This window comes from Bradyrhizobium betae (genome assembly GCF_004123905.1).
Classification (GTDB): domain Bacteria; phylum Pseudomonadota; class Alphaproteobacteria; order Rhizobiales; family Xanthobacteraceae; genus Bradyrhizobium; species Bradyrhizobium betae_A.
Window position 1 is genome coordinate 83,745 of the sequence record NZ_MZXW01000041.1, and the last position, 19,611, is coordinate 103,355.

At 64.1% G+C, this 19,611-nt stretch carries 18 protein-coding genes and 1 pseudogene; 14 read left to right on the forward strand and 5 right to left on the reverse strand.

All coding sequences use genetic code 11. From position 1 onward, the window contains the following. Positions 1-263: 263 nt before the first annotated feature. Both B5V03_RS29685 and B5V03_RS29690 read right to left on the reverse strand, forming a co-directional pair. Positions 264-1,403: an acyl-CoA dehydrogenase family protein gene (locus tag B5V03_RS29685; protein ID WP_129273942.1), complete on the reverse strand. Its 1,140-nt coding sequence runs from the start codon at positions 1,401-1,403 to the stop codon at positions 264-266. A gap of 85 nt (positions 1,404-1,488) precedes the next feature. Continuing rightward, positions 1,489-2,702: pseudogene (locus B5V03_RS29690) on the reverse strand (acyl-CoA dehydrogenase family protein). Between the two features lie 139 nt (positions 2,703-2,841). Here B5V03_RS29690 and B5V03_RS29695 point away from each other — a divergent pair. Together B5V03_RS29695 and B5V03_RS29700 are read left to right on the forward strand one after the other, a co-directional pair. After that, positions 2,842-3,387, forward strand: coding sequence for a carboxymuconolactone decarboxylase family protein (locus B5V03_RS29695; protein ID WP_129273943.1), 546 nt, complete (start codon positions 2,842-2,844; stop codon positions 3,385-3,387). 90 nt (positions 3,388-3,477) lie between these two features. Then, positions 3,478-3,972 (forward strand): VOC family protein, encoded by a 495-nt coding sequence (locus tag B5V03_RS29700; RefSeq protein ID WP_129273944.1) that lies wholly within the window; start codon positions 3,478-3,480, stop codon positions 3,970-3,972. Positions 3,973-4,100: 128 nt separating this feature from the next. Here B5V03_RS29700 and B5V03_RS29705 read toward each other — a convergent pair whose 3' ends face one another. Continuing rightward, the gene (locus B5V03_RS29705) at positions 4,101-5,336 is read right to left on the reverse strand and encodes an MFS transporter (RefSeq protein ID WP_129273945.1); all 1,236 of its coding nucleotides are present in this window, start codon (positions 5,334-5,336) and stop codon (positions 4,101-4,103) included. 228 nt (positions 5,337-5,564) lie between these two features. Then, a complete protein-coding gene (locus B5V03_RS29710) occupies positions 5,565-6,812 on the reverse strand; it encodes an MFS transporter (protein ID WP_164988373.1) in 1,248 nt (415 codons plus the stop codon). A gap of 185 nt (positions 6,813-6,997) precedes the next feature. Between B5V03_RS29710 and B5V03_RS29715 the strand changes: the two genes are divergently transcribed. Next, entirely contained in the window at positions 6,998-9,079 is a 2,082-nt protein-coding gene (locus B5V03_RS29715) for a prolyl oligopeptidase family serine peptidase (protein ID WP_129273947.1), read from the forward strand. A 206-nt stretch (positions 9,080-9,285) separates the two neighbouring features. Here the strand turns inward: B5V03_RS29715 and B5V03_RS29720 are convergent, their stop codons facing one another. Then, on the reverse strand, positions 9,286-9,957 hold the full coding sequence (locus B5V03_RS29720) for a DUF938 domain-containing protein (protein ID WP_129273948.1): 672 nt from the start codon (positions 9,955-9,957) through the stop codon (positions 9,286-9,288). A gap of 271 nt (positions 9,958-10,228) precedes the next feature. Here B5V03_RS29720 and soxX point away from each other — a divergent pair, with 271 nt between their 5' ends. From soxX to B5V03_RS29775, 11 genes are all read left to right on the forward strand, one after another. Next, on the forward strand, positions 10,229-10,585 hold the full coding sequence (gene soxX / locus B5V03_RS29725; protein WP_129274127.1) for a sulfur oxidation c-type cytochrome SoxX: 357 nt from the start codon (positions 10,229-10,231) through the stop codon (positions 10,583-10,585). A 61-nt stretch (positions 10,586-10,646) separates the two neighbouring features. Continuing rightward, positions 10,647-11,132 carry a thiosulfate oxidation carrier protein SoxY gene (gene soxY / locus B5V03_RS29730; RefSeq protein WP_129273949.1) on the forward strand — a complete coding sequence of 162 codons (486 nt, stop codon included), beginning with the start codon at positions 10,647-10,649 and terminating at the stop codon, positions 11,130-11,132. A 13-nt stretch (positions 11,133-11,145) separates the two neighbouring features. Continuing rightward, a complete protein-coding gene (gene soxZ, locus B5V03_RS29735; protein WP_129273950.1) occupies positions 11,146-11,457 on the forward strand; it encodes a thiosulfate oxidation carrier complex protein SoxZ in 312 nt (103 codons plus the stop codon). Then, positions 11,457-12,320, forward strand: coding sequence for a sulfur oxidation c-type cytochrome SoxA (soxA, locus tag B5V03_RS29740; protein ID WP_129273951.1), 864 nt, complete (start codon positions 11,457-11,459; stop codon positions 12,318-12,320). The genes soxZ and soxA overlap by 1 nt, the downstream gene beginning before the upstream one ends. Next, a complete protein-coding gene (locus B5V03_RS29745; protein ID WP_129273952.1) occupies positions 12,317-12,622 on the forward strand; it encodes a hypothetical protein in 306 nt (101 codons plus the stop codon). The genes soxA and B5V03_RS29745 overlap by 4 nt, the downstream gene beginning before the upstream one ends. Before the next feature lie 54 nt (positions 12,623-12,676). Continuing rightward, the gene (gene soxB, locus B5V03_RS29750) at positions 12,677-14,422 is read left to right on the forward strand and encodes a thiosulfohydrolase SoxB (RefSeq protein WP_129273953.1); all 1,746 of its coding nucleotides are present in this window, start codon (positions 12,677-12,679) and stop codon (positions 14,420-14,422) included. A gap of 1 nt (position 14,423) precedes the next feature. Then, entirely contained in the window at positions 14,424-14,882 is a 459-nt protein-coding gene (locus tag B5V03_RS29755; protein ID WP_129273954.1) for a hypothetical protein, read from the forward strand. 289 nt (positions 14,883-15,171) lie between these two features. Further along, a complete protein-coding gene (locus tag B5V03_RS29760) occupies positions 15,172-16,209 on the forward strand; it encodes an MBL fold metallo-hydrolase (RefSeq protein ID WP_129273955.1) in 1,038 nt (345 codons plus the stop codon). A gap of 82 nt (positions 16,210-16,291) precedes the next feature. Continuing rightward, positions 16,292-16,450 (forward strand): hypothetical protein, encoded by a 159-nt coding sequence (locus B5V03_RS29765; RefSeq protein WP_164988374.1) that lies wholly within the window; start codon positions 16,292-16,294, stop codon positions 16,448-16,450. Between the two features lie 138 nt (positions 16,451-16,588). Continuing rightward, entirely contained in the window at positions 16,589-17,809 is a 1,221-nt protein-coding gene (locus B5V03_RS29770) for an MFS transporter (protein ID WP_129273957.1), read from the forward strand. Between the two features lie 80 nt (positions 17,810-17,889). Continuing rightward, positions 17,890-19,605: an N-acyl-D-amino-acid deacylase family protein gene (locus B5V03_RS29775; RefSeq protein WP_129273958.1), complete on the forward strand. Its 1,716-nt coding sequence runs from the start codon at positions 17,890-17,892 to the stop codon at positions 19,603-19,605. Positions 19,606-19,611 lie beyond the last annotated feature (6 nt).

Here is a 19,611-nt window from a genome sequence, read left to right on the forward strand (position 1 = left end):
GGCTCCGCGAAGCAATCCAGAATCCCTCCGCGGCGACGGTCTGGATTGCTTCGTCGCCAGCGCAAATTGCTTCGCAATTTTGTCGCGGGCTCCTCGCAATGACGAGCTTGGGGCACGATCTCTCATCATTCTCGCCCGCGAAAGCGGGCGATCCAGTATTCCAGAGACGTCTGACTTATACGGAGAGGCCGCGGCGTACTAGGTCGCCCGGCCAAGCCGGGCGACGACAGCGGTGGGTTATCCGGCGCGACTGCACCCCAGCCTCAATACCCCCGCGCGCGCGCCAGCTGCTCGGTGTGGTAATTCGCGTCGCCGAACAATTCCTCGCAGACCCGTGCGCGCTTCATGAAGAAGCCGATGTCGAACTGGTCGGTCATGCCCATGCCGCCATGCATCTGCACGCCCTCCTGCACCGCGCGGGTGGCGGTGGTGCCGGCGCGGGCTTTTGCGACCGCGACGGCTGACGCCGCCTTGGCAACGTCCGCATCCAGCGCCTGCAGCGCCTTCATGGTGGCGGCGCGGGTGATCTCGATGTCGACATAGAGCTCGGCAGCGCGGTGCTGCAACGCCTGGAATTCGCCGATCAACTTGCCGAACTGTTTTCTGTTCTTGAGGTACTCGACGGTGCGGTCGAAGACTTCCTCGCTCAAGCCGACCATTTCGGCAGCGACTGCGCCGCGGCCGATGTCGAGCACGCCATCGAGCAGGGCTACACCCTGATCGACCTCGCCGAGCACGCTGTCGGCGGTGACCTCGACATTGGCCAACTCGATCCGCGCCGCATTGTGCGCGTCGACCATGATGGTGCGCTCGACCGCAACGCCCTTGGCCTTGGGGTTCACCAGGAACAGCGTCAGCCCCTCGCGCTCGCCGGCCGAGCCCGCGGTCCGCGCGGCGACGATGAAGAGATCGGCAACGTGGCCGTCGACGACCAGCGCCTTGGCGCCGGACAATTTAAAACCGTTGCCGGCGCGCACGGCCTGCAGGCTGGTCTGGAGCGGGCGATGCTTGGCGCCCTCATCGATCGCGAGCGTCGCGAGCAGCGAGCCGTTGGAAATCTTCGGCAGATATTCTGCCCTCTGCGCCGTATTGCCGCCGCGGTTCAAGGCCGAGGCCGCGACCACGCTGGTGGCGAGGAACGGCGACGGCATCAAGGTGCGGCCGATCTCCTCCATCACGATTCCGGCCTCCATGAAGCCGAGGCCAGAACCGCCGAACTCTTCCGGCACCAGCAGGCCGGCAAAGCCCATCTCGGCAAAGGAGTGCCAGAGTTCTTTCGAGAAGCCGGTGGGATCCTTGCTGTCGCGCAAGCCGCGCAGGTGCGACACCGGCGCCTTGTCGCTGATCAGCCCGCGCGCGCTGTCGCGGAGCATCGATTGTTCTTCGGTGAGGACGAGGGCCATGGTGTTCAGTCTCTAACGTCTAGCGAAATGCAATTTGGTTGATGTCATTTCGGGGCGATGCGCAGCATCGAACCCGGAAAGACGGTTACGCCCCCGGCAAATCCAGGATGCGCTTGGCGACGATGCCGAGCATCACCTCCGTGGTGCCGCCCTCGATCGAGTTGGCCTTGGTGCGCAGCCAGGCGCGCGGGCGGGCGCCTTGCCGCGAGCGTTCGCTCTCCCATTCCAGCGCATCGACGCCGCCCGCCGACATCAGGATCTCGTAGCGGCGCTTGTTGAGCTCGGTGCCGTAATATTTCATCGCCGACGAGAATGCAGGATGCGCTTGTCCTGCCTTGGCGAGATCGACGGCGCGCTCGGCACAGGCCGCAAGTGCTGCTTCATCGACATCGAAGCTGGCGATCCGGCCGCGCACATCGAGTCATCGAGCTTGCCTTGCGCATCCGAGCCGATGGAGTCGGCCGCGATCTGGCCGAGCGGACGGCCAACGCCGCGCTCGCCCATGCCCGAGATCATCGCGCGCTCGTGCTGGAGCAGATATTTTGCGACGTCCCAGCCGCGGTTGACGGTGCCGACCACATGCGATTTCGGCACGCGGACGCCGTCGAAGAAGGTTTCGCAGAATGGCGAATAGCCAGAGATCAAGAGGATCGGCTTGGTCGTCACGCCCTTCGAGGTCATGTCGAACAGGATGAAGCTGATGCCGTCGTGCTTCTTCGCAGCCGAGTCGGTGCGGACCAGACAGAAGATCCAGTCGGCGTGGTTGGCGTAGGAGGTCCAGATCTTCGAGCCCGTGATGATGAAATCGTCGCCGTCGCTTTCGGCGCGGGTTTGGAGCGAAGCGAGATCGGAGCCCGCGTTCGGCTCGGAATAGCCCTGGCACCAGCGAATGAGCCCCGCCGCGATCTTCGGCAGATGCTCCTTCTTCTGCGCCTCATTGCCGTATTTCAGCAGCGCCGGCCCGAGCATCCAGATGCCAAAGCTCGACAGCGGCGGACGCGCGCCGATCTTCGCCATCTCTGCGCGCAACACCTTGTGCTCGGCGGCGCTCAGGCCACCACCGCCATATTCTTTCGGCCAGTCCGGCACGGTCCAGCCCTTGTCGCGCATGCGCTCGAACCAGATGCGCTGCGGCTCGGAGGCGAATTTCGCATTGCGTCCGCCCCAGAATACGTCGGCGTCCGACGTCGCGGGCTTGCGCATCTCCGGCGGGCAATTGGCTTCCAGCCAGGCGCGCGTCTCGGTGCGGAATTGTTCGAGATCCACCGTCTCAGTGTCGCTGGTCTTCGAGTCCGTCATTGGTCGTTTCCATCAATCATAACAGGCTTGTTGGACGCGACTCTGAGCCATCGCCCCGTGGAATTCAACCACTTCCGTTGGTCGCATTCGGCTATAGTCGCCACCACGACGGTGCTTGAAAAACAAAGAGGAAACGCGAATGCGCCTGAAACTTCTTTCGCCTGGCGAAATGAACGAGAGCCAGCGGCAGACCTATGACGAGTCGATTGCCGGCAAGCGCGGCAAGCCGCCGGCGCCGATGATGGCCTGGCTCAACAGCCCCGACATGGCCCGTCATGCCACGCGGCTCGGCGAGGTGCTGCGCTACGACACGATCTTCCCCGCAAAACTTTCGGAGATCGCGATCCTGGTGACGGCGCGGCACTGGACCGCGCACTACGAATGGTACGCGCATAAGCGCCTCGCGCTCGCCGGCGGCATGAAGCCCGAGATTATCGACGCGATCCGCGACCGCCGCACGCCTGACTTCGACGATCCCAAGGGAAAGATGATCTACGACGTCGCGAAGTCGCTGCATGAGGGGCACGGCGTCGAGAAGGGGCTCTATGATGAGGCGGTGAAAGTGCTCAGCGAGCGCGGCGTCGTCGAGGTGATTGGTCTCTGCGGCTATTACACGATGGTGTCGATGACGCTGAACACGTTTGAGTTCGAGCTGCCGGAGGGCGAGGTGCGCGAGTTGTCATAGTTGCGCATCCGGAAACGCTGGGTTTCGGGATAGGCCAGTAGCGCTGTCCCGACGCCCGACTTAAGTGGAGTTTGTCAACGGAGCAACACCATGTCGCAAACATCAGCCGTCGCTGCCGGCACCAGGATCGGCCACGTCCACCTCAAGGTCGCCGATCTCGATCGCGCGCTCGGCTTCTATTGCGGCGTGCTCGGTTTCGAGCTGATGCAGCGGATGGGCTCGGGCGCGGCCTTCATTTCGGCCGGCGGCTACCACCACCACATCGGGCTCAACACCTGGGAGAGCAAGGGCGGCTCACCGCCGCCGCCGGGGACCACGGGACTGTTCCACACCGCGATCCTCTACCCGACGCGGCCGGCGCTGGCGGATGCGCTGCATCGGGTGCTCACGGCGGGCATCGCGCTGGACGGCGCCAGCGACCACGGCGTCAGCGAGGCGCTGTACCTGCGCGATCCGGACCAGAACGGCGTAGAGCTGTATTGGGACAAACCGCGGGAGCAATGGCCGTTCGGGCCGGATGGCAAGCTCTCGATGTTCACGAAGCGGCTGGATGTTGAGGGGTTGTTGAAGCAGCGGGAGGCGTGATCTCCGCTCTCTCCTCGTCATTGCGAGCGCAGCGAAACAATCCAGAATCCCCTCGAGGAGACAGTCTGGGTTGCTTCGTCGCAAGGGCTCCTCACAATGACGGAGTGCGTTGAGACGCCGCTGCGTCTCTACGCGGTCCTTGCGCGCGGCCTTCCACGCACCATGATCAACGCGGCGGCCGCCACCTCCAGCGCGATGCAGAGATAGAAGGGCAGCGAATACCCGCCGGACCAATCGCGCAAGGCCCCGACGACACCCGGGCCGAACGCATACGTCACCTGGTTGATCGCCGTATTCAAACTGATCAGTACGCCGAACGAGGCACTGTCGAACTCCTGCTGCACGATCAGCGACGGCAGCGTGATGAGGTTGCCGACCGAGAAGCCGAACACCGCGCAGGCCGCGATCAGCACGTAGTCGTTGTGGATGTTGATGACGACGCACAGCGCCGCGGCCTGGCTGAGGAACGACAGCGCCGAGGCGAGGCGCTGGTTGAGGCGGTCGATTACCATCGAGAACAGAACGCGGCCGACCACCGCCATCGCTGTCAGCACGGCAACGGCGACAGCGGCGCGCTCGCGGCCGATCACGGGATCGAGGAACGAGATCAGGTGCACGATGAAACCGACCTGCGCGAACAGCACCAAAGCAAAGGCAATGGTCACCGTGAGGAAGCCGACGTCGCGCAGCGCCCATGCGCGGATCTCGCTTGAAGATTGCGGCTTCGCCTTCGCCGCCGCATGACAGCCGTGAAGATCGGGCGGGCGGCCCACGAGAAGGAGGATCACCGGCACGAGCAGCACCAGCATGGCGCCGGCGGCGGCGTACATCGCGCTGGCGAAGCCGATGTGGCCGATCAGGGCCACCAGCAGCGGCACGCCGACGATACCGCCAAAGCTGGCGCCGTTCAGGGCCAGGCTGATCGCCATGCCGCGCTTGTGGTCGAACCACAGGCTGATGGTGTTGGTGATCATGGCCAGACTCGTGCCGGCCCAGCCGAAGGCGAGCACGGCGTCGGCGAGATAGAGCTGCCAGGGCTCGCGCACCGCGCCGATCGCAACGGCTGCTGCCGCCATCGCCAGCGTGCCGGCGATGAGACAAAGGCGCGGGCCATATTTCCTGACGGCCTCGCCGACGAAGACGACGAGCAGCGCGCCGAACAGATAGAAGAACGTGGTGCCCGAGGAGATCAGCGAGGCCGGCCAGCCCCGCGCGCGCTGGAGCTCGGCGACATAGACGCTCTGCCCATAGAAGCCGAGCCCCCATCCGAAGGTCGCGAGCAGGAAGCAGACCGCGACGATGCGCCAGCCGTCGTAGCGGACGGAGGATTCGTCGATGGTGGGAGTCTGAGGGTTGTCGAGCATACTGCTAACTCCGTCATGCCCGGGCTCGTCCCGGGCATCCACGTCCTTCGATCCGCGCACCTAAGACGTGGATGGCCGGGACAAGCCCGGCCATGACGACATCTAAATAGCCCTCACCCAAAAATCACTTCGAGCTGGATCGAAGTATCAACGTTGCTGACAGCCTCCCGCCAATCTATTGAGCATGATCTTATCGGAAAACCGCTGCGCACTTTTCCGGATCATGCGTCAGATCGCATCCGGGAACTCGCCCATCGCCGCCTCCAGCCGCGCCTTGCGGCGGCGGGCCCAGGAGACGAACGAGAGCACGGCGAGGCCGAGCACCACGGGCGGGAACACCACCATGTTCACGGCGGACCAGCCGTAATTGGCGAGCAATTGCCCGGAGGAGAACGAGCCGATCGCCATCATGCCGAACACAAGGAAATCGTTGAAGGCCTGCACCTTGTTGCGCTCCTGCGGGCGGTGTGTCTCCAGCACCAACGCGGAGGCGCCGATGAAGGAGAAATTCCAGCCCACACCGAGCACGATCAACGTCGCCCAGAAGTGCATCGCGGTGATGCCGGAAAGACCGATGGTGGCAGCGCCTGCTTCGAGCAACAGTCCGGCAGCGACGATTTTTGGCGCACCGAAGCGCGCGATCAGCGCACCCGTGAAGAAGCTTGGCCCGTACATGGCGACGATGTGCCATTGAATGCCGAAATTGGAATCGCTGAGGCTCAGCCCACACAGCTTCATGGCGAGCGGCGCCGAGGTCATGACCAGATTCATCATGGGATAGGAGATCACGCCGCACAGCGCCGCCGCGATGAAGCGCGGCTGGCTCACGATCGTCAGCAGCGGCCGCCCGCCATGCAGATCGGCCGGGGCAGGCTTCGGCATGTCGACGCCGGCGACGATGCCCATGGCAACAAGCGCGACGGCTGCCTGCACCAGAAAGCTGAAGGCGAACAGATAGGGTTGCCAGACATCCATGGTCCACTGCACGAGCTGCGGACCGAGGACACCGGCGAACACGCCGCCCGCCATCACCCAGGACACCGCTTTCGGCCGGTAGGCCGCGCTGGCACCGTCGGCGGCTGCGAAGCGGTAGGATTGCGCGACGGAGCCGTAGAGGCCGCCGAGGAAAGTCGCGACGCAAAACAGCGCGAACGAGCCGTGCAGGATCGCGAACGAGCCGAGCAGGCCGGTGAGCATGCCAAGGCCCGTACCGACGATAAAGGCCACGCGGCGGCCGAAGCGGCGCGAGATCGCGCCGGTCGGCAGCGTGCCGGCGGCGAGGCCCACCACATACATCGAGATCGGCACGGTCGCGAACGACATGTCGGGCGCGAGCGTGGCGCCGACGATCGCGCCGGTAGCGAAGATCACCGCCGAATTGGCACCTGTCAGCGCCTGGGCTGCGGCAAGGCGCACCACATTGGCACGCACCCGTGCGTCGTCGGCGATCTCATTGGCTGTCGTCACGTCCAGCATCGGCATTTCCGCCCGAAAGGCTCGGTTGATTCCCGGGACTATGGAGGGGTGCGGGAGGGCGGGCAACCGGCGCAAACGGGCGCGGGCCATGCCTCTGACGCAATCAGGCCAATGATACCGGGCCGCGGCCTTGACGGCTTGCGCTCGATCAAATCCTATCCGCCGCCACTTCAGGAGTTTCGTTCATGTCCGCCGACGACAGGCCCACGCTCAGCGCTCCCGACGACGATCCCTGGCTCTGGCTGGAGGAGATCGAAGACAAGCAGGCGCTCGATTTCGTCGAGCGGCAGAATCAACTGACGCTGGCTGCATTTGGCGGCGCGGCCTTCGCGCGCGATCGCGACATCCTCGCGGCGATCTACGATCGCCCCGACAACATTCCCTATGTCAGCCGGCGCGGCGACGATCTGCACAATCTCTGGAAGGACGCCACCAATCCGCGCGGCCTGTGGCGGCGGACCACGCTGGCGGAGTTTCGAAAAGCAAGTCCAGCGTGGGAGACCATGCTGGATATCGACCAGCTTGCTGCAAAGGAAGGTGAAGACTGGCTGCTCAGCGGGATCGCCACGATGCCCGGCAGCTCGCGGGCGATCCTGAGCCTGTCGCGCGGCGGCAGCGACGCTGTCACCTTGCGCGAGTTCGACCTGGCCACCAAGAGCTTCGCTGCCGACGGCTTCACGCTGCCGGAAGCCAAGGGCGGCGTGGACTGGCTCGACGCCGATACGCTGTTGCTGTCGAGCGCCCATGGCGAGGGCATGGCGACAAGCTCCGGATATTCGCGGACCGTTCGCGTGTGGCGGCGCGGCCAGCCTGTCGATCAGGCGCAGGTGATCCTCGAGACCATGGCCGATCACATGGCGATGTCAGGCATGGCCGACGACACTGGACCGGCGCCGCGGGTCTGGATCGTCGACCAGATCGACTTCTTCAATCATGCGGTCTGGCTGCGCGACGCGGCCGGCACGATGACGAAGCTAGATCTGCCGACCGGCATCTGGATGCAGGCGCATGGCGACTGGTTCGCGATCAAGCTGCGCAAGGACTGGGAGGTCCAGGAGGGGACTCAAGAGCGGACCTATGCGACCGACACCGTGCTCGGCATATCGCTGTCCGCGTTTTTCGCCGGCAGCCGCGATTTCACGGTCCTGTTCGAGCCGGCGCCGCGGCGCGCGCTGCAAGGCCTGTTCTGGGTTGCGGGAAAGCTGGTGCTGTCGATCCTCGACGAGCTCAAACCGCAATTCGAGATCTGCGCGCCATCTGCCAATGGCTGGAGCCGCGAAGCGCTTCCCGGCCTGCCTGAGATCGGCGTCGTCGACATCTGGCCGCTCGATCGCCATCCGTCCGAAAGCAATGGCGATTTGCTCGCCAATGTGCAGGATCCGCTTACGCCACCATCAATGCTGCTGATCGCGCGCGGCGTCGCAAGCCCGACCGTGCTGAAGCAGGCGCCGAGGACGTTCACCGCGGACGGCCTCGTCGTGACGCAGCACGAGGCGATCTCGATCGACGGCGAGCGCATTCCCTATGTCCAGACCGGCCCCGCCAAAGAGACCGGCGATGCGCCGGTTTATATGAGCGCCTATGGCGGCTTCGCCCATTCGGTCAAGCCGTACTACAATCCGTCGCTGGGCAAGCTGTGGCTGGAGCGCGGCGGCACCACGGTGCAGGCGAATTTGCGCGGCGGCGGCGAGTTCGGCACGCGCTGGCACGATGCCGGCCGGCTCGCCGGCAAAAAACTCTCGCACGACGATTTCGCGGCCGTGGCCGCCGATCTCGTCCGACGCGGCGTGACGAGCGCAAAGCGCATCGCAGCCCAAGGCGGATCGAACGGCGGCATCCTCATCACCAACATGCTGGTGCGCTATCCCGAGCGCTTTGGCGCGCTGTTCTGCACCATCCCGCTGATCGACATGCGCCGCTACACAAAACTGCTCGCGGGCGCGAGCTGGATCGCGGAATATGGCGACCCTGATAAGCCCGAGGAATGGGAGTGGCTGAAGACCTACTCCGCCTATCACAATGTCAAAGCCGGCCAGGCCTATCCGCCGATCCTGATCGCCACCACGCGCCGCGACGACCGCGTCCACCCCGGCCATGCGCGCAAGATGGCGGCGAAGCTCCAGACGATGGGTTACGAGGCCTGGTTCTACGAGCCGGAAGCCGGCGGGCATGGGTACGGCAAGGACAACAAGGAACGCGCCGGGTTCGAGGTGATCGGTTTCAGGTTCTTGAAGGAGAAGATTGGGTGGGGGGACGGTGGGGTCTGACGTCTCGCGTCTTAAGGCGCAATGTCGTTTGGTTGGCTAAGAGCGAGCCAGGAGCGACGCTTGCCTCTCCCGCTTGCGGGAGAGGCCGAGGCACTCGAAGAGTGCGGCTGGTGAAGGTTCTCTCCTCTAGGAGGTTGTCCCGCTGGGGTGACACCCTCTCCCCAACCCACCCCCGCAGGCGGGGAGGGAGCGCACCGCCATCGTAGCTAGCGCGAAAACACCAGCGTGAGATTGTTCGCGGGCATCTCGATCGTATCGATCAACCGAAGACCCACAGCCTTCGCGAGCGCTTCGACATCACTGATGTCGCGCACGCCCCAATCGGGATTGCCTTCGCGCAACGACGTATCGAACACGGCGTTGCTGAGCGCGGTGTGCTTGCCGTCGCGCTTGAAGGGGCCGTAGAGGAACAGCTTGCCGTCGGCGCGCAGATAACGGCCGGCGCCGGCGAACAGGCCCTCGGCCACGCTCCATGGCGCGATGTGGATGACATTGGCGCAGAACAAGGCGGCAAGGCTTGTCGGCGCCTGCCCGCTTTTCATCTCCGGGCACCAGTCGGGATCGGTCAGATCGATCCGCAACGGCGAGCGGATGTTTGGCAGGCCCGAATGAACGCGCCAGGCCTCGATGCTCTTGAGGTGGCGCTGGTTGAGGTCGCTCGGCCACCAGACCAGGCCGGGCGTGTGGCGGGCAAAATGAACGACGTGCTGGCCGGTTCCGCTGCCGAGCTCGACCACATTGCCGGTCAAGCCAGCGAGATGCTTTTCCAGTGCCGCCCAGAGCGGTTCGTGATTGCGATGAAATGCCGGCGCATCGAGCCGCCCATCCGGCTCGACCCGTCCGCCATCCCTGCCAAATTCGACGACATATTCAGCCAAGTGAGGTCCCCTTGAAAAAACGAGAACGCGATGAAAACAAGATGAACGCCCAAACGCCCTGAAAACAGCCGGTCCGCGCCCATTGCCCTTACCCTTGGCTTACCCTTGGGCCCGAATCCGCCGAACAAATAATCACTTTAGTTGCAATGCGGAAGATATTAACTCCATTTTGCCGCGTGCATAGTCTTGATTGTCAGGCGATGCCCTTTGTGCTTTGGAACACTATATTTCGGCGAACGAGATCATCGACATAACGCTTCAGGACGACGCCTTGACCGCCTTTTCTTGCAAGCCCGCCCTGCTCGTTGCGCTGGCCCTCCTGGCCGGCACGGCTGCGCCTTCCGCACGGGCGCAGTCCGCCGTGGCCGATGGTGAGAGGCTCGCTTTCGACCGCGGCAAAGGCAATTGCCTGACTTGCCACGTCATCAAAGGCGGCGACCTGCCGGGAACGATCGGGCCGGAACTGAAGGATCTCAAATCAAAATACCCTGATCGCAACGAGCTCTTCGCGATCATCTTCGACGAGACCAAGCGCAATCCGCAGACCATGATGCCGCCGTTCGGCCGGAACCGGATTTTGACCGACCAGGAGATCAGCGCGATCGTTGATTTCCTGCAAACCCTGTGACGTCAGGCACGCCAAGAGACTGTCCAAGAGACCGTCCGAGGGACTGTGCAGGAGACTTTTGATGACCACGACCACCGACCCTCATCCGACGCGGCGCCTGATCCTTCAGGGCGCAGCCTCGGTCGCGCTGCTCGGCCTCGGCAATTTGCCGTTCGCTCCCGCGCTCGCGGCGGCCAACGACAAATATCCGGACGAGGCGTTCAAGCTGAAGAACGAAGCCGACGCGATCAAGGCGCTCTACGGCAGGACCGCCGAGCCCTCCGACAAGGTCAAGCTCGATGCGCCCGAGATCGCCGAGAATGGCGGCGTGGTGCCGATTTCGGTGACGACGACGCTGGACAAGGTCACCTCGATCTCCTTCTTCGTGGCCGAGAACCCGAACGCGCTTGCGGCATCCTACAGGATTCCTGACGGTACGATCCCTGGTGTCGCCAACCGGCTGAAGATGGCCAAGACCAGCAACGTGACCGCGATCGTGGAGGCCGACGGCAAGCTCTACAGCGCGACCAAGGAAGTGAAAGTCACCGTCGGCGGCTGCGGCGGTTAGGAGGATCAGTCCGATGGCATCAAGCATTCGCGTGCGCGCAACATCCAACGGCGACATCACCGAGGTGCAGACGCTGATCCAGCACCCCATGGACACCGGCCTGGTCAAGGATGCCAAGGGAGAGCTGATCCCTGCGCACTACATCCAGGAGCTGAAGTTCGAATGTAACGGCAAGGACGTCTTCGTCGCCAATTGGGGCACGGCCGTTTCCAAAGACCCCTATGTGAAGTTCAGCTTCAAGGGCGCCAAGAAGGGCGACGACCTCAAGATCTCCTGGACCGACAACAAGGGTGGCTCGGACACCACCACCGCGAAGATTGCGTAATGAAGGCCCGCACCGCCCTCCTGCTTGGTTCGCTCAGTGCCGCGCTGGTCGCGTTCGCGCTGACATCCCCGCGCGTGGTCGCGGCCGACAAGGTCGATTCCGTCGCTGACGCCAAGGCATTCCAGAACTTCTTCTTCCAGAAGTTTCCTGATGTGAAGCACGAGGACTTCGTCAACGGTCCCTATTCCATGAACGCGGACATGAAGCGGCAGTGGCAGGAGAAGGAAGAATTCCCGCCTTACGAGTTCGCGCTCGACGCCGGCAAGGAGATGTTTTCGACCCCGTTCAAGAACGGCAAGACCTATGCCGACTGCTTCCCGAACGGCGGCATCGGCATCCGCCAGAATTATCCCTACTTCGACGACAAGGAAGGCAAGGTCGTCACGCTGGAGCTGGCGCTCAACCGCTGCCGCGAGGCCAATGGCGAGGCGCCCTATTCGTACGTCAAGGACGAGATGGCTTCGCTGACGGCGTACATGGCGTTTACCTCGCGCGGCAAGCTGATGGACATCAAGATTCCCGACGATCCGCGCGCGCTCGCGGCGTTCGAGAACGGCAAGCGTTATTTCTACACCCGCCGCGGCCAGCTGAATTTCTCCTGTGCGAGCTGCCATGTGCAGAGCCCGGGCGAGCGCATCCGCGCCGAGATTTTGGCGCCGGCGCTCGGCATTCTGAACGCGATGCCGATCTATCGCTCCGAATGGAGCGGCATGGGCACCACCAGCCGCCGCTTCATCACCTGCAACAGCCAGACCCGCGCGGTTCCGCTGGAGCCGCAGGCGGATGAATATCGCGACGTCGAATATTTCCTCTCCTACGTCGCCAACGGCCTGCCGATTTCAGGCCCGGGAGCGCGGCCATGAAGCTGTCACTTGCTCTCGCCATGCTGCTCGCATTGAGCTTCGCGCCAGCGGCGCGCGCGGCAAATGAAGCGGACTACAAGGCGGCCTATACCGCTGCAGAAGCCGCTTCCAAGGAGGCAGCCGGCATGCGCAACCAATGGACCGTGACCGTATCGGCGCTGGCGGCAGCCAAAAAAGCGGGCGACAGCGGCGATTTCGATCGCGCCATTGCCGCCGCGAAAGAGGCCGAAGCGCTGGCGAAAGCGTCAATCTTCCAGGCGACGTCTGAAAAAGAGGCCTGGAAGGCGATGGAAATCCGCTAAGCTGACGCGCAGTGTAACCGTTGAACTGCCAGAAATAGGCGCGGAGAATTTGTGATGGCGATCCGCCGCCGCGATTTCCTGAAGAGCACAGCTGCTGTCGCCACCTCGCTCAGCCTGCCGCGGCTCGCGCGCGGCGCCGAGACCGCCAGCATTTACGACCTCGAACGGTTCGGCAACGCGCGCATCCTGCACCTCACTGACGCGCATGCGCAGCTCAACCCGGTCTATGTCCGCGAGCCCAGCGTCAATATCGGCATCGGCGAGATGGCGGGGCGGCCGCCGCATCTGGTCGGCCGCGCCTTCCTCGAACGGTTCGGCATCCGGCCCGACAGCGCCGATGCCTACGCTTTCAGCTGCTTCGAGTTCGAGAAGTCCGCAGGCCGCTTCGGCAAGCTCGGCGGCTTCGCCCATCTCAAGACGCTAGTCGACCGCCTGCGCGGCGAGGCCGGCGAGAGAAATTCGCTGCTGGTCGACGGCGGCGACCTCTGGCAGGGCACGGGGCTTGCCAACGTCACGCAGGGCCGCGACATGGTCGAGGTCGCCAATCTGCTCGGCATCGAGGCGATGACCGGGCATTGGGAATTCACCTATGGCGAGCAGGCGCTACGCGACAATCTCGAGCGCTTCAAGGGCGAGTTTCTGGCGCAGAACGTTTTCCTGACCGAGGAAGCCGCGTTCAACGACGCCGCCGCCTTCGACAAGGCTACGGGGCGCGTCTTCAAGCCCTCCGTAGTCAAGGAGATCGGCGGCCATCGCGTCGCCATCGTCGGCCAGGCCTTCCCCTATGTGCCGATCGCACACCCAAAACGGTTCACGCCGGACTGGACCTTTGGCATCCGCGAGGAAGAGCTCCAGAAGCATGTCGATGCCTTGCGCAGCACTGAGAAGGTCGATGCAGTCATCCTGCTGTCGCACAACGGCATGGATGTCGACCTCAAGCTCGCAAGCCGCGTCACCGGCATCGACGTCATTCTCGGCGGCCACACCCACGATGCCGTGCCGCAGCCGATTGCAGTGAAGAACGCGAGCGGGACAACACTCGTCACCAATGCCGGCTCTAACGGAAAATTTTTGGGCGTGCTCGATCTCGCGCTCGACAAGGGCAAGGTCAGCGACGTCAGATATCATCTGCTGCCGGTCTATTCCGAGCTGCTGAAGCCGGATCCCGTCATGGCCGAGCTGATCGGCCGGCTGCGCGCGCCGCATGTGACCGACTGGGCGGAGAAGATCGCAACGCCGGACCGCCTGCTGTATCGCCGCGGCAATTTCACCGGCCCGGTCGACGAGCTGATCTGCACTGCGCTGCGTACCGAGCTCGATGCGGAGATCGCGCTGTCGCCGGGTTTCCGCTGGGGCGTCACCGCGCTATCAGGCCAGCCGTTCACCATGGAGGACGTGCTCGCGGAAACCGCAATCACCTATCCCGAGACTTATGTGCAGGAGATGACAGGCGCAGACATCAAGAACGTGCTGGAAGACATCTGCGACAATCTCTTCAACGCCGATCCCTATTACCAGCAGGGGGGCGACATGGTGCGCGCCGGCGGCCTCAGCTACACCTGCACGCCGACGGCCGCGATCGGCAGCCGCATCTCCGACGTGAAGCTCAACGGCGGCAAGACGCTCAGCGCGAGCCACCGCTACAAGGTCGCGGGCTGGGCCTCGGTCAACGGCCAGCAGGGCGCGCCGGTGTGGGATGTCGTCGCCAAATATCTGCGCTCGGGCCGGATGCTACAGGAACGGCTCGGCGCGGGCGTCACGCTGATGGGTGTCGAGAACAATCCGGGCATTGCGGGATAGGATGATGCGCTCGCAGATCTTGTCCGCGCTGATGCTGGCGATGCTCGCCTTCGCCGCGACGCCGCTCGTTTCGGCCCAGCAGGTGCCGCTCCAGGACAAGCCGTTCGCCGAGCACAGAATCGTGCTTCAGCTCTCCGACGGTGATGCGAAGAAGCAGGTGCTGGTGCTGAGCGTCGCCAACAATCTGCTGAAGGCCTATGATCCCGACAAGGTCGCGATCGAGATCGTCGCGTTCGGCCCCGGCATCGATTTGCTGCTTGCTGACAGCGAGCGCCGCAGGCAGGTCGAGAGCCTGATCGCGCAGGGCGTGCGCTTCGACATCTGCCTCAACACCGTCGATACGATTGAGCGGGAGACGGGCAAGCGGCCGGAGTTCATCCCTGCCGCGATCCCGGTGCAGGTTGGCGGCGGGCAGATCCTGTTCCTGGCGGAGAATGGGTACACATTGGTGAGGCCCTGAGCCTTTTGCCGCGGCACACTCCCCTGTCGTCCCGGACAAGCGAAGCGCAGATCCGGGCCCCATCACCACAGGGAGTGATTTTGCGAAGACTCGGAGTGACCAGCTCGCTCCACAACCTCTCCCTGTGGTTATGGGTCCCCGCCTCCGTGCGCAATTGCGCACCAGGCGGGGACGACATCGCCCCCGCAACAAAAATCTTCTAAATTTTATTATATACACAGTGAATTGCTTCTCCTTTTTGCCCCCGGCGTAGTAGAATCCTCGAAATCAGTTCACGCCGGGTCTTGCCATGATCTTCCGCCAGCTCTTCGACAGCGTTTCGGGCACCTATAGCTACCTCCTTGCCAGCCGCCCCGGTGGCGAGGCGTTGATCCTCGATCCCGTGCTGGAGAAGGTCGACCGCTACTGCCAGCTGCTGCGCGAGCTTGACCTCAAGCTGGTGAAAGCCGTCGACACCCATCTGCATGCCGACCATGTCACCGGCCTCGGCGAATTGCGCGACCGCACCCATTGCATGACCGTGATGGGCGACCAGACCAAGGCCGACGTGGTGGCCATGCGAGTCGCCGACGGTGACAAGGTGACGATCGAGGGCCTGTCGCTCGACGTAATGTACACGCCGGGCCACACCGACGATTCCTATTCCTATCTGATGGGCGACCGCGTCTTCACCGGGGACACGCTCTTGATCCGCGGCACCGGCCGTACCGATTTCCAGAACGGTTCTTCGCGCGCGCAGTATGAGTCGATCTTCAACCGGCTCTTGAAGCTGCCTGACGAGACGATGGTCTTCCCGGCGCATGACTACAAGGGCGACACTGTCTCCACCATTGGCGAGGAGAAGCGCTACAATCCGCGGCTCCAGGTGCGGTCGGTCGACGACTATATCGAGCTGATGGCCAACCTGAAGCTGCCCAATCCGAAGATGATGGACGTGGCAGTGCCTGCCAACATGCGGGTCGGCCTGCATCAGGAAGAGCTGGAGAAGGAGGGCCGCGCGCTCAGCGCCACCGAGGCGATCCGCTCGCTCCACCGGCCCGACATCCTGCTGGTCGATCTGCGCGAGAGCAACGAGCGCGCCAAGCACGGCATGCTCGAAGGCGCGCTGCACACGCCCTATCCGAGCGTCGAGGAGAGCCTGAAGCCCGGCGGCATGCTGCGCGAGGTCGCGGCCGCGACGGGACGCCGCGTTGTGTTCTTCTGCGCCTTCGGCGAGCGCTCGGCGATGGCAGTTGCGGCTGCCAAGGAGGCGGGCCTCACCAACACGGCCCATATCGCTGGCGGCATCGATGCCTGGAAGAAGGCGGGCGGGCCTGTGCTGCACTGATGGCCCCCTTCTTGCGCCAGATCAGGAACCGCACATATTTTCCGGATAGAATCGGGTGAAGCATCACCATCCGGGACCAGCCATGGCCAAGATCGCAAAGCCGAACGAGCCGCCCAAAACAGTCGACGACAAGGCGAAGAAAAAGCTGCCGCCTCCGCGCGAGGTCGACGACGATTACGAAGATGGCGACATGGCCACGCCGAAGCGCGATCGCTATGGCAATGACGACGAGCCGTTGTGAGGGGGCCTACGCGAACGCCACACCGCTGGTGGAGCTCTCACCCCGCCCGCGCTACCTGCCATGCGCCTGCGTTCATGGACAAATAACCGCTGTCCCCGATAGTTTGCGCGTCCCTTCAGGACGTGAAACGGAACTGCAATGGTCGACGTTCTCGCCGCACCGCAACAAGGCAAGGCGGACAGCGCGCTACGCACGCTGACCGGAATCTCGGTCGCGCATTGGGTCAGCCATTTCCATCTGCTGGTGCTGCCGATGCTGTTCCCGTTTTTGAAGGACAGGCTCGGCGTCGGTTATGTCGAGCTCGGCTTTGCGCTCACCATCCTTGCCGTCGTGTCCGGCCTGACCCAGGCGCCGACCGGCTATCTCGTCGATCATTTTGGTGCGCGGAAGATTCTGCTGATCGGGCTCACGCTCGGCGGTCTCGCGCTGATCCTGCTCGGCCTGCACCTGAGCTACGCCTCGCTGATCGCCTGCGCCGTGCTGCTCGGGCTTGCCAACAGCGTTTATCACCCCGCTGACTACGCCATCCTCGCCGAGCACATGGACGAGGCACGGATGGGCCGCGCCTTCTCGATCCACACCTTTGCCGGCTATTTCGGCGGTGCCGTGACGCCGGCGATCGTCGCGGCGCTGGTCACCGTCTCGGGCGGCACCGGCGCATTGATCGCATCGGGTGCGATCGCCATTCTGGTGGCGCTGCTGCTGGTGGCCATGGGCATTCCCGAGGCCGGTGCGCACAAGACAAAGCCGGGCAACGAAAACGCACCGAAGCAGGCCGTCATCACCCCGGCGCTGATCACGCTGACCGCGCTGTTCATGTTGCTCAGCCTGTCGGTCGCCGGCATCAACAATTTCGGCGTGGTGGCACTGATGAGCGGCTACGGCACGTCCTATTCCGTCGCCAATGTCGCACTCACCGCGTTCCTCGGCGCCAGCGCCGCGGGCGTGCTCGCGGGCGGCTTCCTCGCCGACCACACCGAGCATCACGGGTATGTCGCGGCGGCCTGCTTTGCCGCGAACGCGGGCATCGTGCTGTTGATCGCACTGGTGACATTGCCGGGCTGGGCTCTGACCGCGACGATGGCAACCGCGGGCTTCCTCTCCGGCGTGATCGCGCCCTCGCGCGACATGCTGGTGCGCAACGCCGCGCCTCCGGGGGCGGCCGGTCGCGCCTTCGGCATCGTCTCCACCGGCTTCAATCTCGGCGGCATCGTCTCACCGCTGCTGTTCGGCTGGATCATGGACCAGAGCGCGCCGCACTGGGTGTTCGGGGCGTCCGTGATCTTCATGCTGGCGACGGTCGTGCTGTCGCCGTTCACGGAGCGGAAGCGGCAAGCCACGGCTGCCATGCAACCCTGAGCGCACTTCCCCGCGGTTGACACTGCGCTGGCGCACCCGAAAATGCGCTTAAGCAAAACAACAAAGCGGGAAGAAACACCATGAGCACCCCTGATCTCGTGATCCGCGGCGGCACTGTCGCGGACGGCAGCGGCGGCGAGCTGTTCGAGGCTGATGTCGCCATCACCGGCGGCAGGATCAGTGAGGTCGGGAAGATCGCGGCGAAGGGCACTGAGGAAATCGACGCGCGCGCAAAACTGGTGACCCCGGGCTTTGTCGACGTCCACACCCATTACGACGGCCAGGTCACCTGGAGCCAGGACATCACGCCGTCCTCGCAGAACGGCGTCACCACCGCGATCATGGGCAATTGCGGCGTCGGCTTTGCGCCGTGCAAGCCTGTCGACCACACCCGCCTGATCCAGCTGATGGAAGGCGTCGAGGACATTCCGGAGCCGGTGCTGAGCGCCGGCATTCCCTGGGCCTGGGAGAGCTTTCCGGATTACATGAACTGGCTGTCCAAGCGCGATTTCGACATCGACATCGGCGCGCAACTGCCGCATGCGGCGCTGCGCGTCTATGTCATGGGCGAGCGCGGCGCGCGCCGCGATCCCTCGACGGCGGAAGACAATGCGGCGATGGCAAAACTCGCGGGCGAGGCGGTGCGCTCCGGCGCGCTCGGCTTCTCGACCTCGCGCACGCTCAACCACCGCACCTCTACGGGCGATTTCACGCCGACACTGAAGGCCGGCGAGGACGAGCTCACCGCGATTGCCGGCGCGATGCACAGCCAGGGCCGCAGCGTACTGCAATTCGTGCTGGATCTGTCGACCCTCCACGAAGACCTGCCGATGATGCTGCGGGTGGCGGACAGCACGAAGTGCCCGATCTCGTTCTCGATCACGCAGAACGACAAGGCGCCAAACCGCTGGCGCCAGACGTTGGACGAGATCAATGCAGCCGCGAGGCGCGGCCTCTCCATCACCGCGCAAATCGCGGCGCGTCCCGTGGGGCTGCTGCTGGGGTTGGAGCTGTCGCGCAACCCATTCCAGACCCATCCGAGCTACAAGGCCATCGCCCATCTGCCGCTGAAGGAGCGGCTGGCGCGACTACATCAAGGCGAGGTGCGCAAGGCGATCCTTAGCGAGACGGCGACCGCGACCGACGATCCGCTGTTCTTCCGGCCCAACTACGACAAGATGTTTCTGCTCGGCGATCCCCCCGATTACGAGCAGCCGCCGGAGAACGCGCTGGGCCCGCGGGCGCGCAAGCAGGGCCGGCAGCCGGAAGAACTCGCTTATGACGCGATGCTGTCCGACGAAGGCAAGGGCATGCTCTACGTGCCCTTCCTCAACTACGCCGACGGCAACCTCGATGCGACGCGCGAGATGCTGATCGATCCGCAATCGGTGCCCGGCCTGTCCGACGGCGGCGCGCATTGCGGCATCATCTGCGATGCCAGCTTCCCGACCTATCTGTTGACGCACTGGACGCGTGACCGCACCCGCGGCGAGAAGCTGTCCATTCCGTTCGTGGTCGCCGCGCAGTCGCGCAAGACCGCGCTCTCGGTCGGCCTCACCGATCGCGGGCTGATAGCGCCCGGCTACAAGGCCGACGTCAATGTGATCGACTACGACCGGCTGCATCTGCATCCGCCGAAGGTGCATTACGATCTACCGGTCGGCGGGCGCCGGCTGTTGCAGGATGTCGATGGCTATGACGCCACGATCGTGTCCGGCGTGGTGACGCGGCGGCAGGGCGAAGCCACGGGACGACGGCCGGGGAAGTTGATTCGTGGCTCGCAGGGGATGAATTGACGAGCG